The organism is Quadrisphaera sp. INWT6 (assembly GCF_015390235.1).
GTDB lineage: Bacteria > Actinomycetota > Actinomycetes > Actinomycetales > Quadrisphaeraceae > Quadrisphaera.
Genome location: NZ_VUOH01000005.1, coordinates 55,189 through 69,883 on the forward strand (window position 1 = coordinate 55,189; position 14,695 = coordinate 69,883).

Annotated in this window: 15 protein-coding genes, 1 tRNA gene and 1 pseudogene; 8 read left to right on the top strand and 9 right to left on the bottom strand. The window is 75.0% G+C overall.

The features are described 5' to 3' along the window. Positions 1 to 185 precede the first annotated feature (185 nt). Positions 186 to 1,244, bottom strand: coding sequence for a Gfo/Idh/MocA family protein (locus tag F1641_RS15160; RefSeq protein ID WP_194907052.1), 1,059 nt, complete (start codon positions 1,242 to 1,244; stop codon positions 186 to 188). Positions 1,245 to 1,461: 217 nt separating this feature from the next. On the opposite strand from F1641_RS15160, the gene F1641_RS15165 reads away from it, so the two are divergent. Then, positions 1,462 to 1,857, top strand: a complete 396-nt coding sequence (locus F1641_RS15165; protein ID WP_194907053.1) for a tautomerase family protein — start codon at positions 1,462 to 1,464, stop codon at positions 1,855 to 1,857. Positions 1,858 to 1,948: 91 nt separating this feature from the next. On the opposite strand, the gene F1641_RS15170 is transcribed toward F1641_RS15165, so the two are convergent. Then, a complete protein-coding gene (locus tag F1641_RS15170) occupies positions 1,949 to 2,887 on the bottom strand; it encodes a tetratricopeptide repeat protein (protein ID WP_194907054.1) in 939 nt (312 codons plus the stop codon). A gap of 48 nt (positions 2,888 to 2,935) precedes the next feature. Here F1641_RS15170 and F1641_RS15175 point away from each other — a divergent pair, with 48 nt between their 5' ends. Next, positions 2,936 to 3,484 (top strand): DUF402 domain-containing protein, encoded by a 549-nt coding sequence (locus F1641_RS15175; RefSeq protein ID WP_194907055.1) that lies wholly within the window; start codon positions 2,936 to 2,938, stop codon positions 3,482 to 3,484. Here the strand turns inward: F1641_RS15175 and F1641_RS15180 are convergent. Continuing rightward, positions 3,481 to 4,299 (bottom strand): hypothetical protein, encoded by an 819-nt coding sequence (locus F1641_RS15180; RefSeq protein WP_194907056.1) that lies wholly within the window; start codon positions 4,297 to 4,299, stop codon positions 3,481 to 3,483. The genes F1641_RS15175 and F1641_RS15180 overlap by 4 nt on opposite strands. A gap of 120 nt (positions 4,300 to 4,419) precedes the next feature. Here F1641_RS15180 and F1641_RS15185 point away from each other — a divergent pair, with 120 nt between their 5' ends. Then, a complete protein-coding gene (locus F1641_RS15185; protein ID WP_305079865.1) occupies positions 4,420 to 5,394 on the top strand; it encodes an aldo/keto reductase in 975 nt (324 codons plus the stop codon). Here the strand turns inward: F1641_RS15185 and F1641_RS15190 are convergent. After that, a complete protein-coding gene (locus F1641_RS15190) occupies positions 5,381 to 5,743 on the bottom strand; it encodes a hypothetical protein (RefSeq protein WP_309225638.1) in 363 nt (120 codons plus the stop codon). The two genes, F1641_RS15185 and F1641_RS15190, sit on opposite strands and share 14 nt — an antisense overlap. A 73-nt stretch (positions 5,744 to 5,816) precedes the next feature. Here F1641_RS15190 and F1641_RS15195 point away from each other — a divergent pair, with 73 nt between their 5' ends. Further along, entirely contained in the window at positions 5,817 to 6,185 is a 369-nt protein-coding gene (locus tag F1641_RS15195) for a GNAT family N-acetyltransferase (RefSeq protein ID WP_194907058.1), read from the top strand. Positions 6,186 to 6,216: 31 nt separating this feature from the next. Here F1641_RS15195 and F1641_RS15200 read toward each other — a convergent pair whose 3' ends face one another. The 3 genes from F1641_RS15200 to F1641_RS15210 all read right to left on the bottom strand — a co-directional run bounded on the left by F1641_RS15200 (position 6,217) and on the right by F1641_RS15210 (position 8,574). Beyond that, entirely contained in the window at positions 6,217 to 7,650 is a 1,434-nt protein-coding gene (locus tag F1641_RS15200) for an aspartate ammonia-lyase (protein ID WP_194907059.1), read from the bottom strand. 10 nt (positions 7,651 to 7,660) lie between these two features. Beyond that, positions 7,661 to 8,485 carry a ribokinase gene (locus tag F1641_RS15205; protein ID WP_194907061.1) on the bottom strand — a complete coding sequence of 275 codons (825 nt, stop codon included), beginning with the start codon at positions 8,483 to 8,485 and terminating at the stop codon, positions 7,661 to 7,663. 16 nt (positions 8,486 to 8,501) lie between these two features. Continuing rightward, positions 8,502 to 8,574: transfer RNA gene (locus tag F1641_RS15210), tRNA-Thr, on the bottom strand. A 104-nt stretch (positions 8,575 to 8,678) separates the two neighbouring features. On the opposite strand from F1641_RS15210, the gene F1641_RS15215 reads away from it, so the two are divergent. From F1641_RS15215 to F1641_RS21935, 3 genes and pseudogenes are all read left to right on the top strand, one after another. After that, a complete protein-coding gene (locus tag F1641_RS15215) occupies positions 8,679 to 9,758 on the top strand; it encodes a Gfo/Idh/MocA family protein (protein ID WP_194907062.1) in 1,080 nt (359 codons plus the stop codon). After that, positions 9,755 to 10,507, top strand: a complete 753-nt coding sequence (locus F1641_RS15220; RefSeq protein WP_194907064.1) for a ThuA domain-containing protein — start codon at positions 9,755 to 9,757, stop codon at positions 10,505 to 10,507. The genes F1641_RS15215 and F1641_RS15220 overlap by 4 nt, the downstream gene beginning before the upstream one ends. 88 nt (positions 10,508 to 10,595) lie before the next feature. Then, positions 10,596 to 11,372: pseudogene (locus F1641_RS21935) on the top strand (alpha/beta fold hydrolase); the annotation flags it as partial. Between the two features lie 332 nt (positions 11,373 to 11,704). Here the strand turns inward: F1641_RS21935 and ald are convergent. Continuing rightward, a complete protein-coding gene (gene ald, locus F1641_RS15230; protein WP_194907067.1) occupies positions 11,705 to 12,826 on the bottom strand; it encodes an alanine dehydrogenase in 1,122 nt (373 codons plus the stop codon). A 144-nt stretch (positions 12,827 to 12,970) separates the two neighbouring features. Here ald and F1641_RS15235 point away from each other — a divergent pair, with 144 nt between their 5' ends. After that, positions 12,971 to 13,465, top strand: a complete 495-nt coding sequence (locus F1641_RS15235; RefSeq protein ID WP_206691291.1) for an Lrp/AsnC family transcriptional regulator — start codon at positions 12,971 to 12,973, stop codon at positions 13,463 to 13,465. A 302-nt stretch (positions 13,466 to 13,767) separates the two neighbouring features. Here F1641_RS15235 and F1641_RS15240 read toward each other — a convergent pair whose 3' ends face one another. Continuing rightward, on the bottom strand, positions 13,768 to 14,691 hold the full coding sequence (locus F1641_RS15240; RefSeq protein ID WP_194907068.1) for a carbohydrate ABC transporter permease: 924 nt from the start codon (positions 14,689 to 14,691) through the stop codon (positions 13,768 to 13,770). Between the last annotated feature and the right edge of the window lie 4 nt (positions 14,692 to 14,695).

Genomic DNA, 14,695 nt, shown 5'->3' on the forward strand with positions numbered 1-14,695 from the left:
GCGGCACCGCCACCCTCTCGCCCGTGATCATGGGCGTCCGCCACCTCGCGGAGCGGTGACACCCCTCCGCTCGATGGCGCAGGGCCACCCCGTGCCAGTAGGAGTGGCACGGGGTGGCCCTGCGCCAGTCCGGCAGTGGTGCAGGTCCACCCGCTGGAGGGCGCCGGGGGCGCGGAGCACCCCGGTCAGCGCGGGACGACGACCTCCTCCACGCGCCCCGACGCCGCCGACCGCGCCGCGGCCTCCGCGATCGCGAGGCTCGCCAGGTTGTCCCGGCCGCTGGTCTCGGGAGCGAGCCCGCCCGCGACGGCGCGGGCGAACTGCCGCAGGCCCGCGGCGCGGCCCCACAGGTCGGGCACCTCCAGCGCGACCGCCGTCGTCGCGCCGTCGGCGTCGCGCACCACCACGGAGTCGGTGGTCGGCGGCACCGCCTGGCCGTGGGTGCGGCTGGTGAAGGCCAGCTCGCCGCGCTCGCCGCTGACGCGCCACTCACCCGCCCAGGGCGTCGGGGTGCCGCGCGAGAGCCAGCTGCCCCGGTAGCTGACCACCAGACCGCCGCTCGTCTCCATCGTCAGGACGCCGACGGGCGCCTCGGTGAACTTGCTGAAGGGCGGCTGCGAGGTGACGGCGTGCACGCGCACGACGTCCTGCCCGGTGACCAGGCGCAGCAGGTCGAAGTGGTGGATCGCCATGTCGAACAGCAGCGGCTGCGGGAACCGGTAGTGGGGGTGCGTGGCGGCGGGCGCGTCGTTGGCCCACTGGCGGAAGTCGACGTCGATGCCGGTCACCTCGCCCAGCGCGCCCTCGTCGAGCAGGCGGCGCACCGCTCGCGGCGCCGGGTAGTGACGGTAGTTCTGGCTGACCTGCAGGACCAGGCCCAGCTGCTCGGCGCGCTCCACCGCGGTGAGCGCCTCGGCGACGGTCGGCGCGAACGGCTTCTCCACCAGCACGTGCAGCCCCGCCTCCAGCGCCTCCAGCGCCAGCGGCACGTGGAAGCCGACCGGCGCGGTGATGAGCACGGCCTCGGGGGCCCGGTCGCCGCGGAGCTGGCCGAGCAGCTGCGCGAGCGACGGCGCGCACGCGGCGTCCGGCAGGTCGTTCTCGGCGCGGAACGCCTCCAGCACCGCCGCGTTCGGCTCGACGACGCCGACCCGGTCGACCTCGGGCACCCGCGGCACCGCGTTGCGCTCCCAGTCCGATCCCCAGCCGCCCAGCCCGACGTGCGCGAGTCGCAGAGTGCTCATGCACCGAGCCTCCCGCACCCCTGGCGCGGCGCGCACGGGGGCGGCTACCGTCGCCGTCGTGACCTGCGCGACCCGCTGCTGGTGGTGGCTGCCCTCCTAGGGCGGCGACTCCCGCACGCGCACCCCCGCGCCGGCACGGTCCCCAGCCCCCTCCGGCTGACGGACCCCGCGCGAGAGGCGGAGACGGCCCAGCCGGCCGACCTCCCAGGAGCCTCCCGTGGTCCTCTTCACCACCTACGGCCAGCGCCACGTCCTCGGCGCCGTGCGCGCCGACCTGTCCGACCTGCTGCACGACGCCGCGACCGCGGCCCTCGACGCGCCGCCGGGGCGCTACCAGCGGTTCGTGCCCCTCGACGCGCAGGACTTCCCGATCCCGCCCGGCCGCAGCGCGCGGTACACCGTGGTGGAGGCGGTGCTGGTCCAGGGCAGGTCCGTGGCGGCCAAGGAGGAGTTCTACCGGCGGCTGTACGACGGCGCGGCCGCGCTCGGCATCGCAGCCGCGGACCTCGAGGTGGTGCTGCTGGAGGTGCCCGCGCACGACGTCGCCGTCCGCGGGCGCTCGATCGCCGCCACCGCGCCCTCGCGCGCGCCTGACCGCGCCCGTCGATGGTGATCACGGACTCCCGGGTCGCGGTCACGGGGTTCTGGAGGCGTCGCCCCGGAGCCAGCTCCCGGAACCCCGCGATCGACGGACGGGCAGGCCGTCAGAGGGGGGCGGTGCCCTCGGCGACCTGCGCCGGGTGGTGCCGCGACAGGAACGTGCGCAGGTTCTTGGCGGCCACCGGGTCTCCGGCGCGCACCCCGCGGGAGAGCATCCGGCGGGCCTCGACGACGCGCCCGCGCCGCTCCAGCAGCAGACCGAGGTTGTTCCAGGCGCGGGGCTCGCCGCCCTCCGCGAGCGCCCGCAGCACGGACTCGGCGCCGTCGAGGTCGCGGCGGTCGTCCTGCAGCAGGAGGGCGAGCCGGATGGCGCTGGTGGTGTCGCCGTCGGCCCAGCCGGAGCGCAGCAGGGGCTCGGCCTCGTCGAGGGCCCCGCGGCAGCGCAGCAGCCAGCCCAGGTCGGAACGGGCGTCGACGTCGTCGGCGGCGCCGCGGCGCAGCAGGTGCTCGACCTCGGAGCCGGGCGGCAGGTCGCGCAGGCGCTCCTCGTGCTCGGGCGACGGGCCCGCGAGGTCGGCGAAGAGCCAGGAGCCCAGTGCTGCTGCGGCCTCGGCGTCTCCGGCGGCGACGGCGTCGCGCAGGAGGTCGCGGGCCTCCTCGGCGCTGCGGGCCAGCTCGGACCGCTCGCCGTGGAAGCGCCACAGCTCGGCGAGCCAGCGCACCGCGCGGGGGTCGCCGAGCTCTCGTGCCCGCAGGTAGGCGCGCTCGGCGCCGCCCCAGTCCTCCAGGTCCTCCAGGGCCAGGCCCCAGTTGAGGACGGCCATCTCGTCACCGGCCTCGACGGCGCGGCGGTAGGCGTCAGCGGCTCCGGCCGGGTCGCCGAGCTCGAGGCGGGCGTTGCCGAGGCCCAGCAGCGCGTCGCGCTCGCCGAGGTCCGCGGCCCGCTGGAAGGCGGCCGCGGCGTCGTCGTAGCGGCCGGCCGCGGCGGCGTCGACCCCGCGGTCGTGCCACTCGGTGGCGGTGGCCTGCGCGTCGTCCTGCACCCGGACACTCTGCCCGAGGGGTGGGACGGCGCGGCTACGGTGCGTGGCGTGGCCACCGATCCGCCCGTCGAGGTCAGGTTCACCAAGTGGGACGGTGCCGAGCACTGGCACGTGCCGGCCGAGCGGCTCGGCGAGGACGAGCACGGCACCTGGCTGCACGTCGCCCCCGGTCGGCGCACGTGGCGCCCCGGAGCGGGGTTCCGCCACCGCCGCGCCTCGGTGGTGTGCGTCCCCCGTGACGCCTGGTGGGTCGCCACCTTCTACGACGCCTACACCCCCGGCCGGGTGGAGGTCTACGTCGACGTGGCCACCCCGGCGACGTGGGCGGTGGAGGACGACGGCGACGGCGCCCGGCGCTCCGTGGCGCACGTGGTCGACCTGGACCTCGACGTCGTGCGGCCCCTCGGCGGAGCGGCGTTCGTCGACGACGAGGACGAGTTCGCCGAGAGGACGGTGTCGCTGGCCTACCCGCCGCACGTCGTGGCGGCGGCGCGGGCCTCGGCCGACGCGCTGCTGGTGGACGTCGAGGAGCGGGCCGCCCCCTTCGACGACGCGACCTGGCGCACCTGGCTGGACCGGGGCGCCGCGGGCGCCTAGCCCCGGTCGAGCGCGGTCAGGTACCGGGCGTCGCGGACCCAGTCCAGCAGGAAGGCGCCCCACGCGAGGCACAGCACCCCCATGACCGCCACCCCCCAGAGCACGGGGTCCTCCCAGCCGGTGGGGGCCAGCAGGGCCAGCGCCCCCACCAGTGCGAACACCCCCAGCCCCAGGTAGCACCACGCCACGGCCGCGGGAGCGCTCCGCTGGTACCAGCGGGGTCCCCGGGGAGCGAGGCCCACCCGGGTGAACGCGACCGCGGCCACCACGGCGGCCTCGTCGCGGTGGCGCTCACCGCGCTTCGCGGCGCGGAGCACCTCGAGGCGGCGCCGGTGCGGCACCGCCCGCCAGGCGCGGGCCGCGTCAGCGCGCTCCTGCCTGCTGACGACGTCCGAGCTCATCGACGGGTCAGACGACCGACATCGGGCCGGTGCTGGTGTCCTCGTACGAGCGGCGCTGGCGGGCAGGGCGCCAGCGGTCTCGGGCAGGTCGACCACGAAGGCCGGCTCCACGCGCGCGGCGGGGCGCGGGATGACCGGGCGCGCGGCGGCGGCCAGCGCCTCGGCGTCGCGGCGGGCCGCAGCGCGGCGGTCGAGCACGATGCGCACCACGCCGACGGCCCCGCACAGCGCGGCGGCACCGAGGACGGCGGCGCCCACGGCCACCGGCACGGCCGCGACGGCCAGGAAGAGCGCCGCCTCGGCGCTCACCACGACCGAGGCGCCGACCAGCGACCACGCGCTGAACACCCGCCGGACGAGGGGGCGGTCCGCGCTGAGCGCGCCGCGGGGGGCAGAGCCTGCGTCACCAGCCATCGCCCCAGTGTGCTGCGCAGGAGCGCGTCGACGGCGGCGACACGCGGGAGCGCCCCGCCGCGCCTAGCCTCGGGGAGGTGAGCACGCGCACCCTCGGAAGCGACCGCAACGGCACCCGCGCTGGAGGTCTCCGCGCTCGGCCTGGGCTGCATGGGGTTCAGCCAGTCGTTCGGCCCCAACCCCGGCTCCCGCGAGGAGATGGTGGCCGTCATCCGCGGCGCGGTCGACCGCGGCGTGACCCTGTTCGACACCGCCGAGGTCTACGGGCCCTTCGTCAACGAGGAGCTGGTGGGCGAGGCGCTGGAGCCCGTCCGCGACCAGGTGGTCATCGCCACCAAGTTCGGCTTCGCCATCGACGAGACCTCGAAGCAGCACGGCGGACCGAACGGCACGGACAGCCGCCCGGAGCACGTCCGCGAGGTCGTCGAGGCGAGCCTGCGCCGGCTGCGCACCGACAGCATCGACCTGCTCTACCAGCACCGCGTCGACCCGGCCGTCCCGGTCGAGGACGTGGCGGGGGTGGTCGGCGAGCTCATCACCGAGGGCAAGGTCAAGCACTTCGGGCTCTCGGAGGCCAGCGCCGCCACGATCCGCCGCGCCCACGCCGTGCAGCCCGTCACCGCGCTGCAGAGCGAGTACTCGATCTGGTTCCGCGACGTCGAGGCCGAGGTGCTGCCGACCCTCGCCGAGCTCGGCATCGGGCTGGTGCCGTTCAGCCCGCTGGGGCGTGGCTTCCTGACCGGCGGCGTCAGCGCGCAGAGCACCTTCGGCGAGGGCGACATCCGCGCCGGGCTCCCCCGCTTCACGCCCGAGGCGCTCGCCGCCAACCAGGCGCTGCTCGACCTGCTCGGCGGGATCGCCACCGCCAGGGGCGCGACCACCGGGCAGATCGCCCTGGCGTGGCTGCTCGCGCAGCAGCCGTGGGTGGTGCCGATCCCCGGCACCCGCCGCCTGAGCCGCCTCGAGGAGAACCTCGCCGCCGCCGACCTCGAGCTGACCGCCGACGACGTCGCCGCCATCGACGGGGCGTACGCGCAGGTCGAGGTCCAGGGCGAGCGCTACCCCGAGCACATGGCGCGGCTCACGAACGGCTGACCGGCTCACCGCTCTCGTCGCCCGCCCCGTCGCCGGGGCCCTGCTCCGCCCACCAGGCGGCGTAGGGCCCGGTGCGGGCCAGGTGCCGGGTGAGGTCGGGCGCGCCGTCGTCCCACCAGACGGGGCCCCGCTCGCCGAGCGCCTCCTTGGCCGCCTGGACCCGGGCACGGGCGGCCTCGCGCGCGGCGTCGTCCCCCGCGCGCATCGCCGCCCCCTTGGCGCTGCGCGCCGACATCAGCTCGTCGACGAGGCGCTGGCGCTCCTCGGGGTCGAGCGAGGGGTCGCTGCGGCGCCACAGCCGGCCGCGGACCACGAGGTAGCGGCCGTCGGGCGTCACCAGGGGCTCCACCCCTCGACGCTACGGCGTGTGACGAGTGCGTTTCGGCGGCCCCACGGCGCTGCGGCGCGGCCGACGATCTCCCATGGCCCTCCTCGACCAGCCCGTCTCCACGAGCCCCGGCCCCGCGAGCCCCGCATCCCTGCGGCCCCCCCGCCCCGCCGACCTGGTGCGGGTCGAGCACCTGCCCGCGCAGCGGCGGTTCGTCCTGCACGTCGGTGCGCGGCGCGCGGGGTTCACGGAGTACTTCGAGGCCGACGGACGGCGGGCGTTCGTGCACACCGAGGTCGGCCAGCCGTTCACCGGGCGCGGCCTGGCGAGCGTGCTGGTGCGCGCCGCGATGACCACCACCCGCGCCGACGGGCTGCAGGTGGTGGCCCTGTGCCCGTACGTGCGGCGCTGGGTGGAGGGGCACCCCGGCTACGAGGACCTGGTCGTGGCGCCCCGGCCCTGACGGCGGCGCAGGCGTCGGCTCAGACGTCGGCTCAGACGTCGCGGACGGGGGTGGCCCGCTTCTGCAGGGCCGGGATCAGCACCTCCGGCTGCATGACCGCCTCGACCTGCTCAGCGGTCATCAGCCCGCGCTCGACCACCAGCTCGGGCACGCTGCGGCCGGTGGCCAGCGCCTCCGCGGCCACCTCGGTGGCCGCCGCGTAGCCCAGGTGCGGGTTCAGCGCGGTGACGATGCCGATGGAGCGCTCCACCACCCCGCGCAGGTGCTCGGTGTTCGCGGTGATGCCCACCACGCACTTCTGCTCCAGCACCCGGCACGCCGACGTCAGGTGCGTCACGGACTCGAAGAGGTTGTGCGCGATGATCGGCTCGAAGGCGTTCAGCTGCAGCTGTCCGCCCTCGGCGGCCATCGAGATCGAGACGTCGTTGCCGACCACCTCGAAGGCCACCTGGTTGACCACCTCGGGGATCACCGGGTTCACCTTGCCCGGCATGATCGAGGAGCCGGCCTGCACCGGCGGCAGGTTGATCTCCGAGAAGCCCGCCCGCGGCCCCGACGACAGCAGCCGCAGGTCGTTGCAGATCTTCGACAGCTTCACCGCGGTCCGCTTCAGCACCCCGGACAGCTGCACGAACGAGCCGACGTCCTGGGTGGCCTCCACCAGGTCCAGCGCCAGGACCACCCGCACCCCGCTGAGCTCGGCCAGGTGCGCCACCGCCAGCTCGGCGTAGCGCCGCGGGGCGTTCAGCCCGGTGCCGATGGCGGTGCCCCCCAGGTTGATCTCGCGGATGAGGGCCGCGGCCTCGGCGAGGCGGTCGGCGTCCTCGGTGACCATCACCGCGTAGGTGGCGAACTCCTGGCCGAGGGTCATCGGCACGGCGTCCTGCAGCTGGGTGCGCCCCATCTTCAGCACCCCGGAGAACTCCTCCGACTTCGCCGCGAAGGCCGCCGCCAGGCTCTTCATCGCCGTGTGGAGGCGCTCGATGGCGAAGTGCACCGCCACCTTCACCGCCGTCGGGTAGACGTCGTTGGTCGACTGGCTGCGGTTGACGTGGTCGAGGGGGTGCACGCGGGCGTAGTCGCCCTTGGTGCCACCGAGGATCTCGATGGCGCGGTTGGCGATCACCTCGTTGGCGTTCATGTTGGTCGAGGTGCCCGCGCCGCCCTGGATGACGTCGACGACGAACTGCTCGTGCAGCTCACCCGCGCGCACCTCCTCGCAGGCCGCCCGGATCGCCCCGGCGACCTCGGGGGTGAGCAGGCCCAGCTCGGCGTTGGCCTGCGCCGCGGCCTCCTTCACGCACGCCAGGGCCACCACGAGGTCGGGGTGGGTGCTGATGGGGCTGCCCGAGATCGGGAAGTTCTCCAGCGCCCGCAGCGTGTGGACGCCGTAGTAGGCGTCAGCGGGGACCTCGCGGTCTCCGAGGAGGTCGTGCTCGAGCCGGGTCGTCTGCGCTGTCGACACGGCCGCGAGCCTAGCCAGGCAGGCCGGGCTGGGCCCCTTCGTGCTGGACCGTCAGGGCGGCCGCGGCGCTCGCCGCCTCGACCGCCTCGCGGGGGGTCGCGCCGCGCGCGAGGTGCGCAGCCAGCACGCCGCAGTAGGAGTCACCGGCGCCGGTGGTGTCGACGACGTCGTCGACGCGCGTCCCCTCGACCTCGACGTCGCCCCAGCGCGAGCCCTCGGCGCCCAGGGTCACCAGCAGCGACGGCGCCCCGAGGCCCGCCGCGGCCAGCTGCGCGCCCTCGTGCTCGTTGACCACCACGGGGTCGCACAGCGCCAGCACGTCGGCGTCGAGGTCTGCGTACGGCGCGAGGTTCAGCACCACGCGCGCGCCGCGGGCGGCGGCGCGGCGGACGCCGTCCGCGACGACGTCGAGCGGGAGCTCCAGCTGGGCGAGGAGCACGTCACCGGGCTCCAGCGCGTCGAGGGGGGCGAGGTCGTCAGCGGTCACGCGGTGGTTCGCACCGGGCGAGACGAGGATGAGGTTGTCGCCGTCGGCGTCGTTGCAGACCACGGCGGTGCCGGTGCTGACGCCCTCGACGGTCCTGACGCCGGAGACGTCCACCCCGAAGGCCGTGAGCCGCTCGACGTACTCGCGGCCCGCGGCGTCGTCGCCGACGGCCCCCACGAGCGCCGTCGCGGCTCCGGCGCGCGCCGCGGCCACGGCCTGGTTGCCGCCCTTGCCGCCGGAGCGGCGCTCCAGGTCGGAGGCCATCACGGTCTCGCCGGTGCGCGGGTGGCGCTCGACGTGCAGGTGGAGGTCCTGGTTGAGGGACCCGAGGACGACGACACGACCCATGCCGGGGAGCCTACGGAGCCAGCAGCGGGACTCGAACCCGCAACCGCCCGATTACAAGTCGGGTGCGCTACCAGTTGCGCCATGCTGGCCCGCGCCGCCGCGGGAGCGCCGGTGCGTCCGCACAGCCTAGGGCTCGCCGCCCGCGCGGGTGCCGCCTCGCCGGGCCGGTCCGCCCCCTGGTAGACCGGAGTGCGTGTCAGACACCGGTGTCCTGAGAGTCGGCGTGGTCGGGCTGGGGTGGGCGGGCCAGCAGCACCTGGAAGCCTTCGCCGCTCTCGACGGGGTCGAGGTGGTGGCCCTGGCGGGCATGGAGGCGGAGCAGCTGGCGGCCCTCGCCGACGCCCACGGCATCCCGCACCGCAGCGCGCGGTGGGAGGACCTGCTCGACGTCGAGGGGCTCGACGCCGTGAGCATCGCCGTCCCGACCTTCCTGCACGCCCCGATCGCGGTGGCCGCGCTGGGCCGAGGTCTGCACGTGCTCTCGGAGAAGCCGATGGCCCGCGACGGCGCCGAGGCGTCGACGATGGTCGACGCGGCCCGCGCCGCGGGGCGGGTGCTCGAGGTGGTCTTCAACCACCGCCAGCGCGGTGACGTCCAGGCCCTGCGCCAGCTGGTCTCCAGCGGCGAGCTGGGCCGGCCGTACTCGGCACGCACCTGGTGGCTGCGCCGCCAGGGCATCCCCACCCTGGGCAGCTGGTTCACCAACGCCGCGGCCTCCGGCGGCGGCCCCCTGGTCGACATCGGCGTCCACGCCCTCGACTGGGCGCTGCACGTGCTGGGCGAGCCGCGCGTCGTCGCCGTCAGCGCCGCCACCGCCTCCGAGCTGGGTCCGCAGGGGCGCGGCGGCGCCGTCGGCGCCCGCAAGACGCTGGCCGGCGAGGCCTCGGCGTACGAGGTCGAGGACCTGGCCAGCGCCTTCCTGCGCCTGGAGGGCGGCGGGCTGCTCCAGCTGGAGACGTCCTGGGCCGTCTACCGCGACCCGGCCGACGAGATCGGCATGACCGTGCGCGGCACCGACGGAGGCGCCGAGCTGGTCGCCACCGGCAACCCCGACCCGGTCGGAGACCTGCGCGTCTTCACCGAGGCCGGTGACCGCGACGTCGTCGCCGAGCCCGGGCTCGGGCACCGCGCGGTGGTGGAGCAGTTCGTGGACGTCGTGCGCGGCGGCCCGCAGGTGTGGAAGGACCACGACGGCACGCTCGCTCTGGAGCGCGCCCGGATCATCGACGCGTGCTACCTGTCGGCGCGCGAGGGCAGGGAGGTCGCGCTGTGAGCTCGGACGCTGCGGTCAGGGTCACCGTCTGGAACGAGGGCGTGCACGAGGAGCGCAACCACCCGGAGTGGATCCGCGACATCTACCCGGCGGGCCTGCACGGCGCCATCGCCGAGGGCCTGGCCGAGCACCTGCCGCAGGCCCGGGTGCGCACGGCCACGCTCGCCTCGACGCCCGACCACGGGCTCACCGAGGAGGTGCTCGCCGACACCGACGTGCTGCTGTGGTGGGGCCACGCCGCCCACGAGCAGGTCGACGACGCCGTGGTGGAGCGCGTCCACCGCCACGTGCTCGGCGGCATGGGGTTCATCGGGCTGCACTCGGCGCACTACTCCAAGATCTTCACCCGTCTCCTGGGCACCACGTGCTCGCTGGCGTGGCGCAACGAGGGCGAGCGCGAGCTGGTGTGGGCCACCGACCCGTCGCACCCGATCGCGCGGGGGGTGGCCAACCCGATCGTCATCGACAAGCAGGAGATGTACGGGGAGCCCTTCGGCATCCCGAACCCCGACGAGGTGGTCTTCCTCTCCACCTTCGCGGGCGGCGAGGTGTTCCGCTCGGGGGTCACCTACCGCCGCGGGCAGGGGAAGGTCTTCTACTTCTCCCCCGGCGACCAGGAGTACCCGGTCTACCACCACCCCGAGGTGCGGAAGGTGCTGGCCAACGGCGTGCTGTGGGCCCACCAGCCCGGGCTGGAGCGCCTCATCGGTGACGCCCTCGGCTGCACCAACCCCGCACGCCGCTTCTGACCCGTCCCGCGCCGGCGGTGGCTCTTGCGGGCTGCCACCGGCGCGCGGTTGGATCGTGCGCGACACACACCTCGACGAGGAGGCAGCGGTGAGCGCAGCAGACCCGAACCAGTACCTGGACCTCGGCGCCTTCCCCTTGGCCAGCGGGCACGTCCTGCCCGAGGCGCGGCTGGCGTACCAGACCGCCGGCACCTTGAACGCGGCGAAGGACAACGCCGTCCTGCTCCCGCACATGTACAGCGGCACCGCCGACTTCATGCACAGCTTCATCGGCGAGGGCCGGCCCCTCGACCCGTCGCGGTACTTCTTCGTGCTGCCCGCCCAGCTGGGGAGCGGCACGTCGTCGTCGCCCAGCAACACCCCGCCGCCGTACGACCGCGCCTCCTTCCCCGCGGTCGCCATCAGCGACGACGTGCGCGCCCAGCACCGCCTGGTCACCGAGCACCTCGGTGTCGAACGGCTCGTGATGGTCAGCGGGTGGTCGATGGGCGGGCAGCAGACGCTGGAGTGGGCGGTGCGGTACCCGGAGGTCGTCGAGCGCGCCGTTCCCTTCGCTGCGACGCTGCGCAACCCTGACCACTGCACCGTGTTCTGCGACCTCCACACCGACGCCCTCCGCAGCGACCCCGCCTGGAACGGCGGGTTCTACGAGCGCTCCTCGGACGTTCACGTGGGGCTGCGTCGGCACGCACAGGCGTTCGCGCTGATGGGCGCCTCGTCGCACATGTACCGGGCCGAGGCGTGGCGCGAGCTGGGCTTCACCTCGCGCGACGGCTTCGTGCAGGGGTTCCTGCAGGCGTACTTCCTGCCGATGGATCCCAACGACCTGCTCTGCCAGGCCGGCAAGTGGCGCTCCAGCGACGTCGCGCTCGAGCACGACGGCGACCTGGCCGCCGCCGCGGCGCGCATCACCGCGAAGGTCACCGACGTCGCGTTCACGGGGCGACCTGTTCTTCCCGCCCGAGGACGTGCGCGCCGACGCCGCGCTCATCCCGGGTGCGGACTACAAGGAGGTCGGCTCGGTGTGGGGCCACTTCACGATGTTCAACCTGCGCGCCGAGGACACGGCCCAGATCGACGCCGTCTACGCGAAGGCCCTCGCCGACGCCTGACCTCGCCGCGAGGGCCGGCCCCGTGGCGGTCGAGGACGTCCGGCACGCTCCCGGTGCCGGACCTCCTCGACCGCCGCGGAGGGCGTCAGGCGAGGAGAGCGGTCGGGTCGGCGAGCGGCAGGTCGTGCGCCGCGGCCACGGGAGCGCTGACCAGCTGGCCGCCCAGGGTGGTCAGGCCCTTGGCCAGCGCCGGGACGGCGGAGGCGGCGCCGCGCACGCCGAGGTCGGCGACCCGCACCAGGTGCGGCAGCGTGGCCGACGTCAGCGCCAGCGTCGAGGTGCGCGCCACCGCGCCGGGGATGTTCGCGACGCAGTAGTGCACGACGCCCTCCTCCACGTACGTCGGGTGGGCGTGCGTGGTGGGGCGGCTGGTCTCGAAGCAGCCGCCCTGGTCGATGGCGATGTCGACGGCGACGCTGCCGGGCCGCATCGACGCGATCATCTCGCGGCTCACCAGCTTCGGGGCCTTGGCGCCCGGCACGAGCACGGCGCCGATCAGCACGTCGGACTCGGCCACGTACTGGGCCAGCCGCGCGCGGTTGGGGGTGACCAGGTCGAGGCGGCCCTCGAAGACGTCGGAGAGGTACGCGAGCCGGGAGGGGTTGGTGTCGAAGACCCGCACGATGGCGCGCATGCCGACGGCGATCTTGGCGGCCTCGGTGCCGGAGATGCCTCCGCCGATGATGGTGACCTTGGCGGCGGGGGTGCCGGGGACGCCCCCCAAGAGCACCCCGGACCCGCCGGCGGGGCTCTCCAGGTGGTGGGCGGCGGCCTGCACGGCCATGCGGCCGGCGACCTCGCTCATGGGGGTGAGCAGCGGCAGGCGGCCGTCGGGGGTCTGGACGGTCTCGTAGGCGATGGAGTCGATGCGCCGCTCGAGCAGGAAGTCGGTGAGCGACCTGTCGGCGGCAGCGTGCAGGTAGGTGAACAGCTGCTGGCCCGGGCGGAAGCGGTGGTACTCCTCCGCGACGGGCTCCTTCACCTTGACGACCAGGTCCGCGGCGGCGAAGACGGCGTCCGCGCCGTCGACGACCTCCGCGCCGGCGGCCGCGAACTCCTCGTCGCTGAAGCGCGACCCAGCGCCCGCGCCGGCCTGCACGAGCACCCGGTGGCCGTGGTGCACCAGCTCGGCGGCGCCGTCGGGCTGCAGCGCCACGCGGTTCTCGTTGTCCTTGATCTCCGACGGGACTCCGACGACGAGCGGCATCGCACTCTCTCCTCTGGACGCAGCGGCTGGTGGGGCCCGAGGCTAGGAGCCGCTTCGGGCTGCCGCAGCAGGTGCCGAAGGAACAGCGGGGAGCGGCCCAGGAGCCGGAGCTCCTGCGCGCAGACGAGGTGGGAGGGCCCTGACGTGAACGACGTTCGCGGACCGCGACGGGCGCGGGAGCTGACCGAGGTCGACCTCGCGATCGTCGAGGTGCTGCGCCGTGACGCCCGCACGCCCAACCAGGAAGTGGCGCGGCAGGCCGGGATCGCGCCGTCGACCTGCTCGGTGCGGATGCGGGCGCTGGAGCGCGACGGGGTGATCACGGGCTACCACGCCGACGTCGACCTCGAGGCGCTCGGCGCCGCGCTCCAGGCGATGGTCGCGGTGCGCCTGCGGGCCGGGGCGCGCCACCAGCTCCCCGACTTCACCGCGCGGATGCGCCGGCGCCCGGAGGTGGTGAGCGTCTTCTTCGTGGGCGGCGCGGAGGACTTCCTCGTACACGTGGCGGTGGGTGACGCGGGCGCGCTGCGCGACTTCGTGGTCGACCAGCTCTCCTCGCACGCCGAGGTGGCCTCGACCCAGACCAGCGTGATCTTCGAGCACTCCCGCGGCGCCGGCTCCGGCGCCGCCACCCCCTGACCCCACCCGGGGCTCCCCGGACCGCAACCGAGCGCCTCCTTGCGGTTCCCGAGCACCCCCGGACCGCAACCGAGCGCCTCGCTGCGGTTCCCGAGCCCCTCCGAACCGCAACCGAGCGCCTCGCTGCGGTTCCCGAGCCCCCCCGGACCGCAACCGAGCGCCTCGCTGCGGTTCCCGAGCCCCCCCGGACCGCAACCGAGCGCCTCCTTGCGGTTCCCGAGCCCCTGACCGCGGCGCCAGCGGGGTCCGTGCGCAGCTGGATGCGCACCGACCCCGCTGGCACCGCGGTGGTCCGGGGAGGGTCAGCCCTTCAGGGAGCCGCTGGCCAGGCCCGCGACGTAGTAGCGCTGCAGCGCCACGTACAGCACGACGCACGGGACCATCGCGATCACCGCCCCCGCGGCGAGCAGCCCGTAGTCGACGGCGCCGTAGGCCCCCTGCTGCAGGTTCAGCAGCGCCACCGGCAGCGTGTACAGCTGCTGCTGGGTGAGGAAGGTCAGGGCGCCGAGGAACTCCGTCCACGAGGCGAGGAACGCGTACAGCGCCGTCGTCGCGATGCCGGGGGTGACCAGCGGGCGGAGCACCGAGAAGAAGGTGCGCCCGGTGCCGGCGCCGTCGACGAACGCGGCCTCCTCCAGCTCCGGCGGCACGCCGGCGAAGGAGTTGCGCATGACGAAGACGCCGAACGGCAGGTTCACCGTCGTGTAGAAGAGCACCAGCCCGAGCAGGCTGTCGGTGAGGCGCATGGCGTTGAGCTGCATGAACAGCGGCGTGATGATCGCCTGGAACGGGATCATCAGCGTCAGCACCACGGCGCCGAACGCCACGCCCGAGAACCGGAACCTGAAGCGCCCGAAGCCGTACCCCGCCATCGTCGCGACCACGGCCGTCAGCACCGCCGTGGCCCCGGCCACGAGCAGGCTGTTGAGCGTGGCCCGGCCGAGACCGGCGGTGCCGCCGACGGCGGCGAAGTTGGCCGCCGTCAGGTCGAAGAAGGTCGACGCCGACGGCGCGGCGGTGATGACGTCGTTCGTCTGGAACGCCCGCAGCAGCGCCCAGAGCAGCGGCGCGGCGAAGACCAGCACCGTGAGGACCCCGGCCAGCACGTACAGCAGGACCTTGGTGCGCGGCTCGGCGTGACCGGCCGCGCTCGCCGTCGTCGCGCTGCGGCGGTCGTCCGGGTCGGTGCCGGAGGGGCGGGCGGGCGCGGGGGTGGCGGTCGCCATGGTG

What these genes read in the sequence shown, in the direction of transcription:
- F1641_RS15160 (WP_194907052.1), bottom strand. Translation starts at nt 1,244, where the DNA reads ATGAGCACTCTGCGACTCGCGCACGTCGGGCTGGGCGGCTGGGGATCG.
- F1641_RS15180 (WP_194907056.1), bottom strand. Translation starts at nt 4,299, where the DNA reads ATGGCTGGTGACGCAGGCTCTGCCCCCCGCGGCGCGCTCAGCGCGGAC.
- F1641_RS15195 (WP_194907058.1), top strand. Translation starts at nt 5,817, where the DNA reads ATGGCCCTCCTCGACCAGCCCGTCTCCACGAGCCCCGGCCCCGCGAGC.
- F1641_RS15205 (WP_194907061.1), bottom strand. Translation starts at nt 8,485, where the DNA reads ATGGGTCGTGTCGTCGTCCTCGGGTCCCTCAACCAGGACCTCCACCTG.
- ald (WP_194907067.1), bottom strand. Translation starts at nt 12,826, where the DNA reads ATGCCGCTCGTCGTCGGAGTCCCGTCGGAGATCAAGGACAACGAGAAC.
- F1641_RS15240 (WP_194907068.1), bottom strand. Translation starts at nt 14,691, where the DNA reads ATGGCGACCGCCACCCCCGCGCCCGCCCGCCCCTCCGGCACCGACCCG.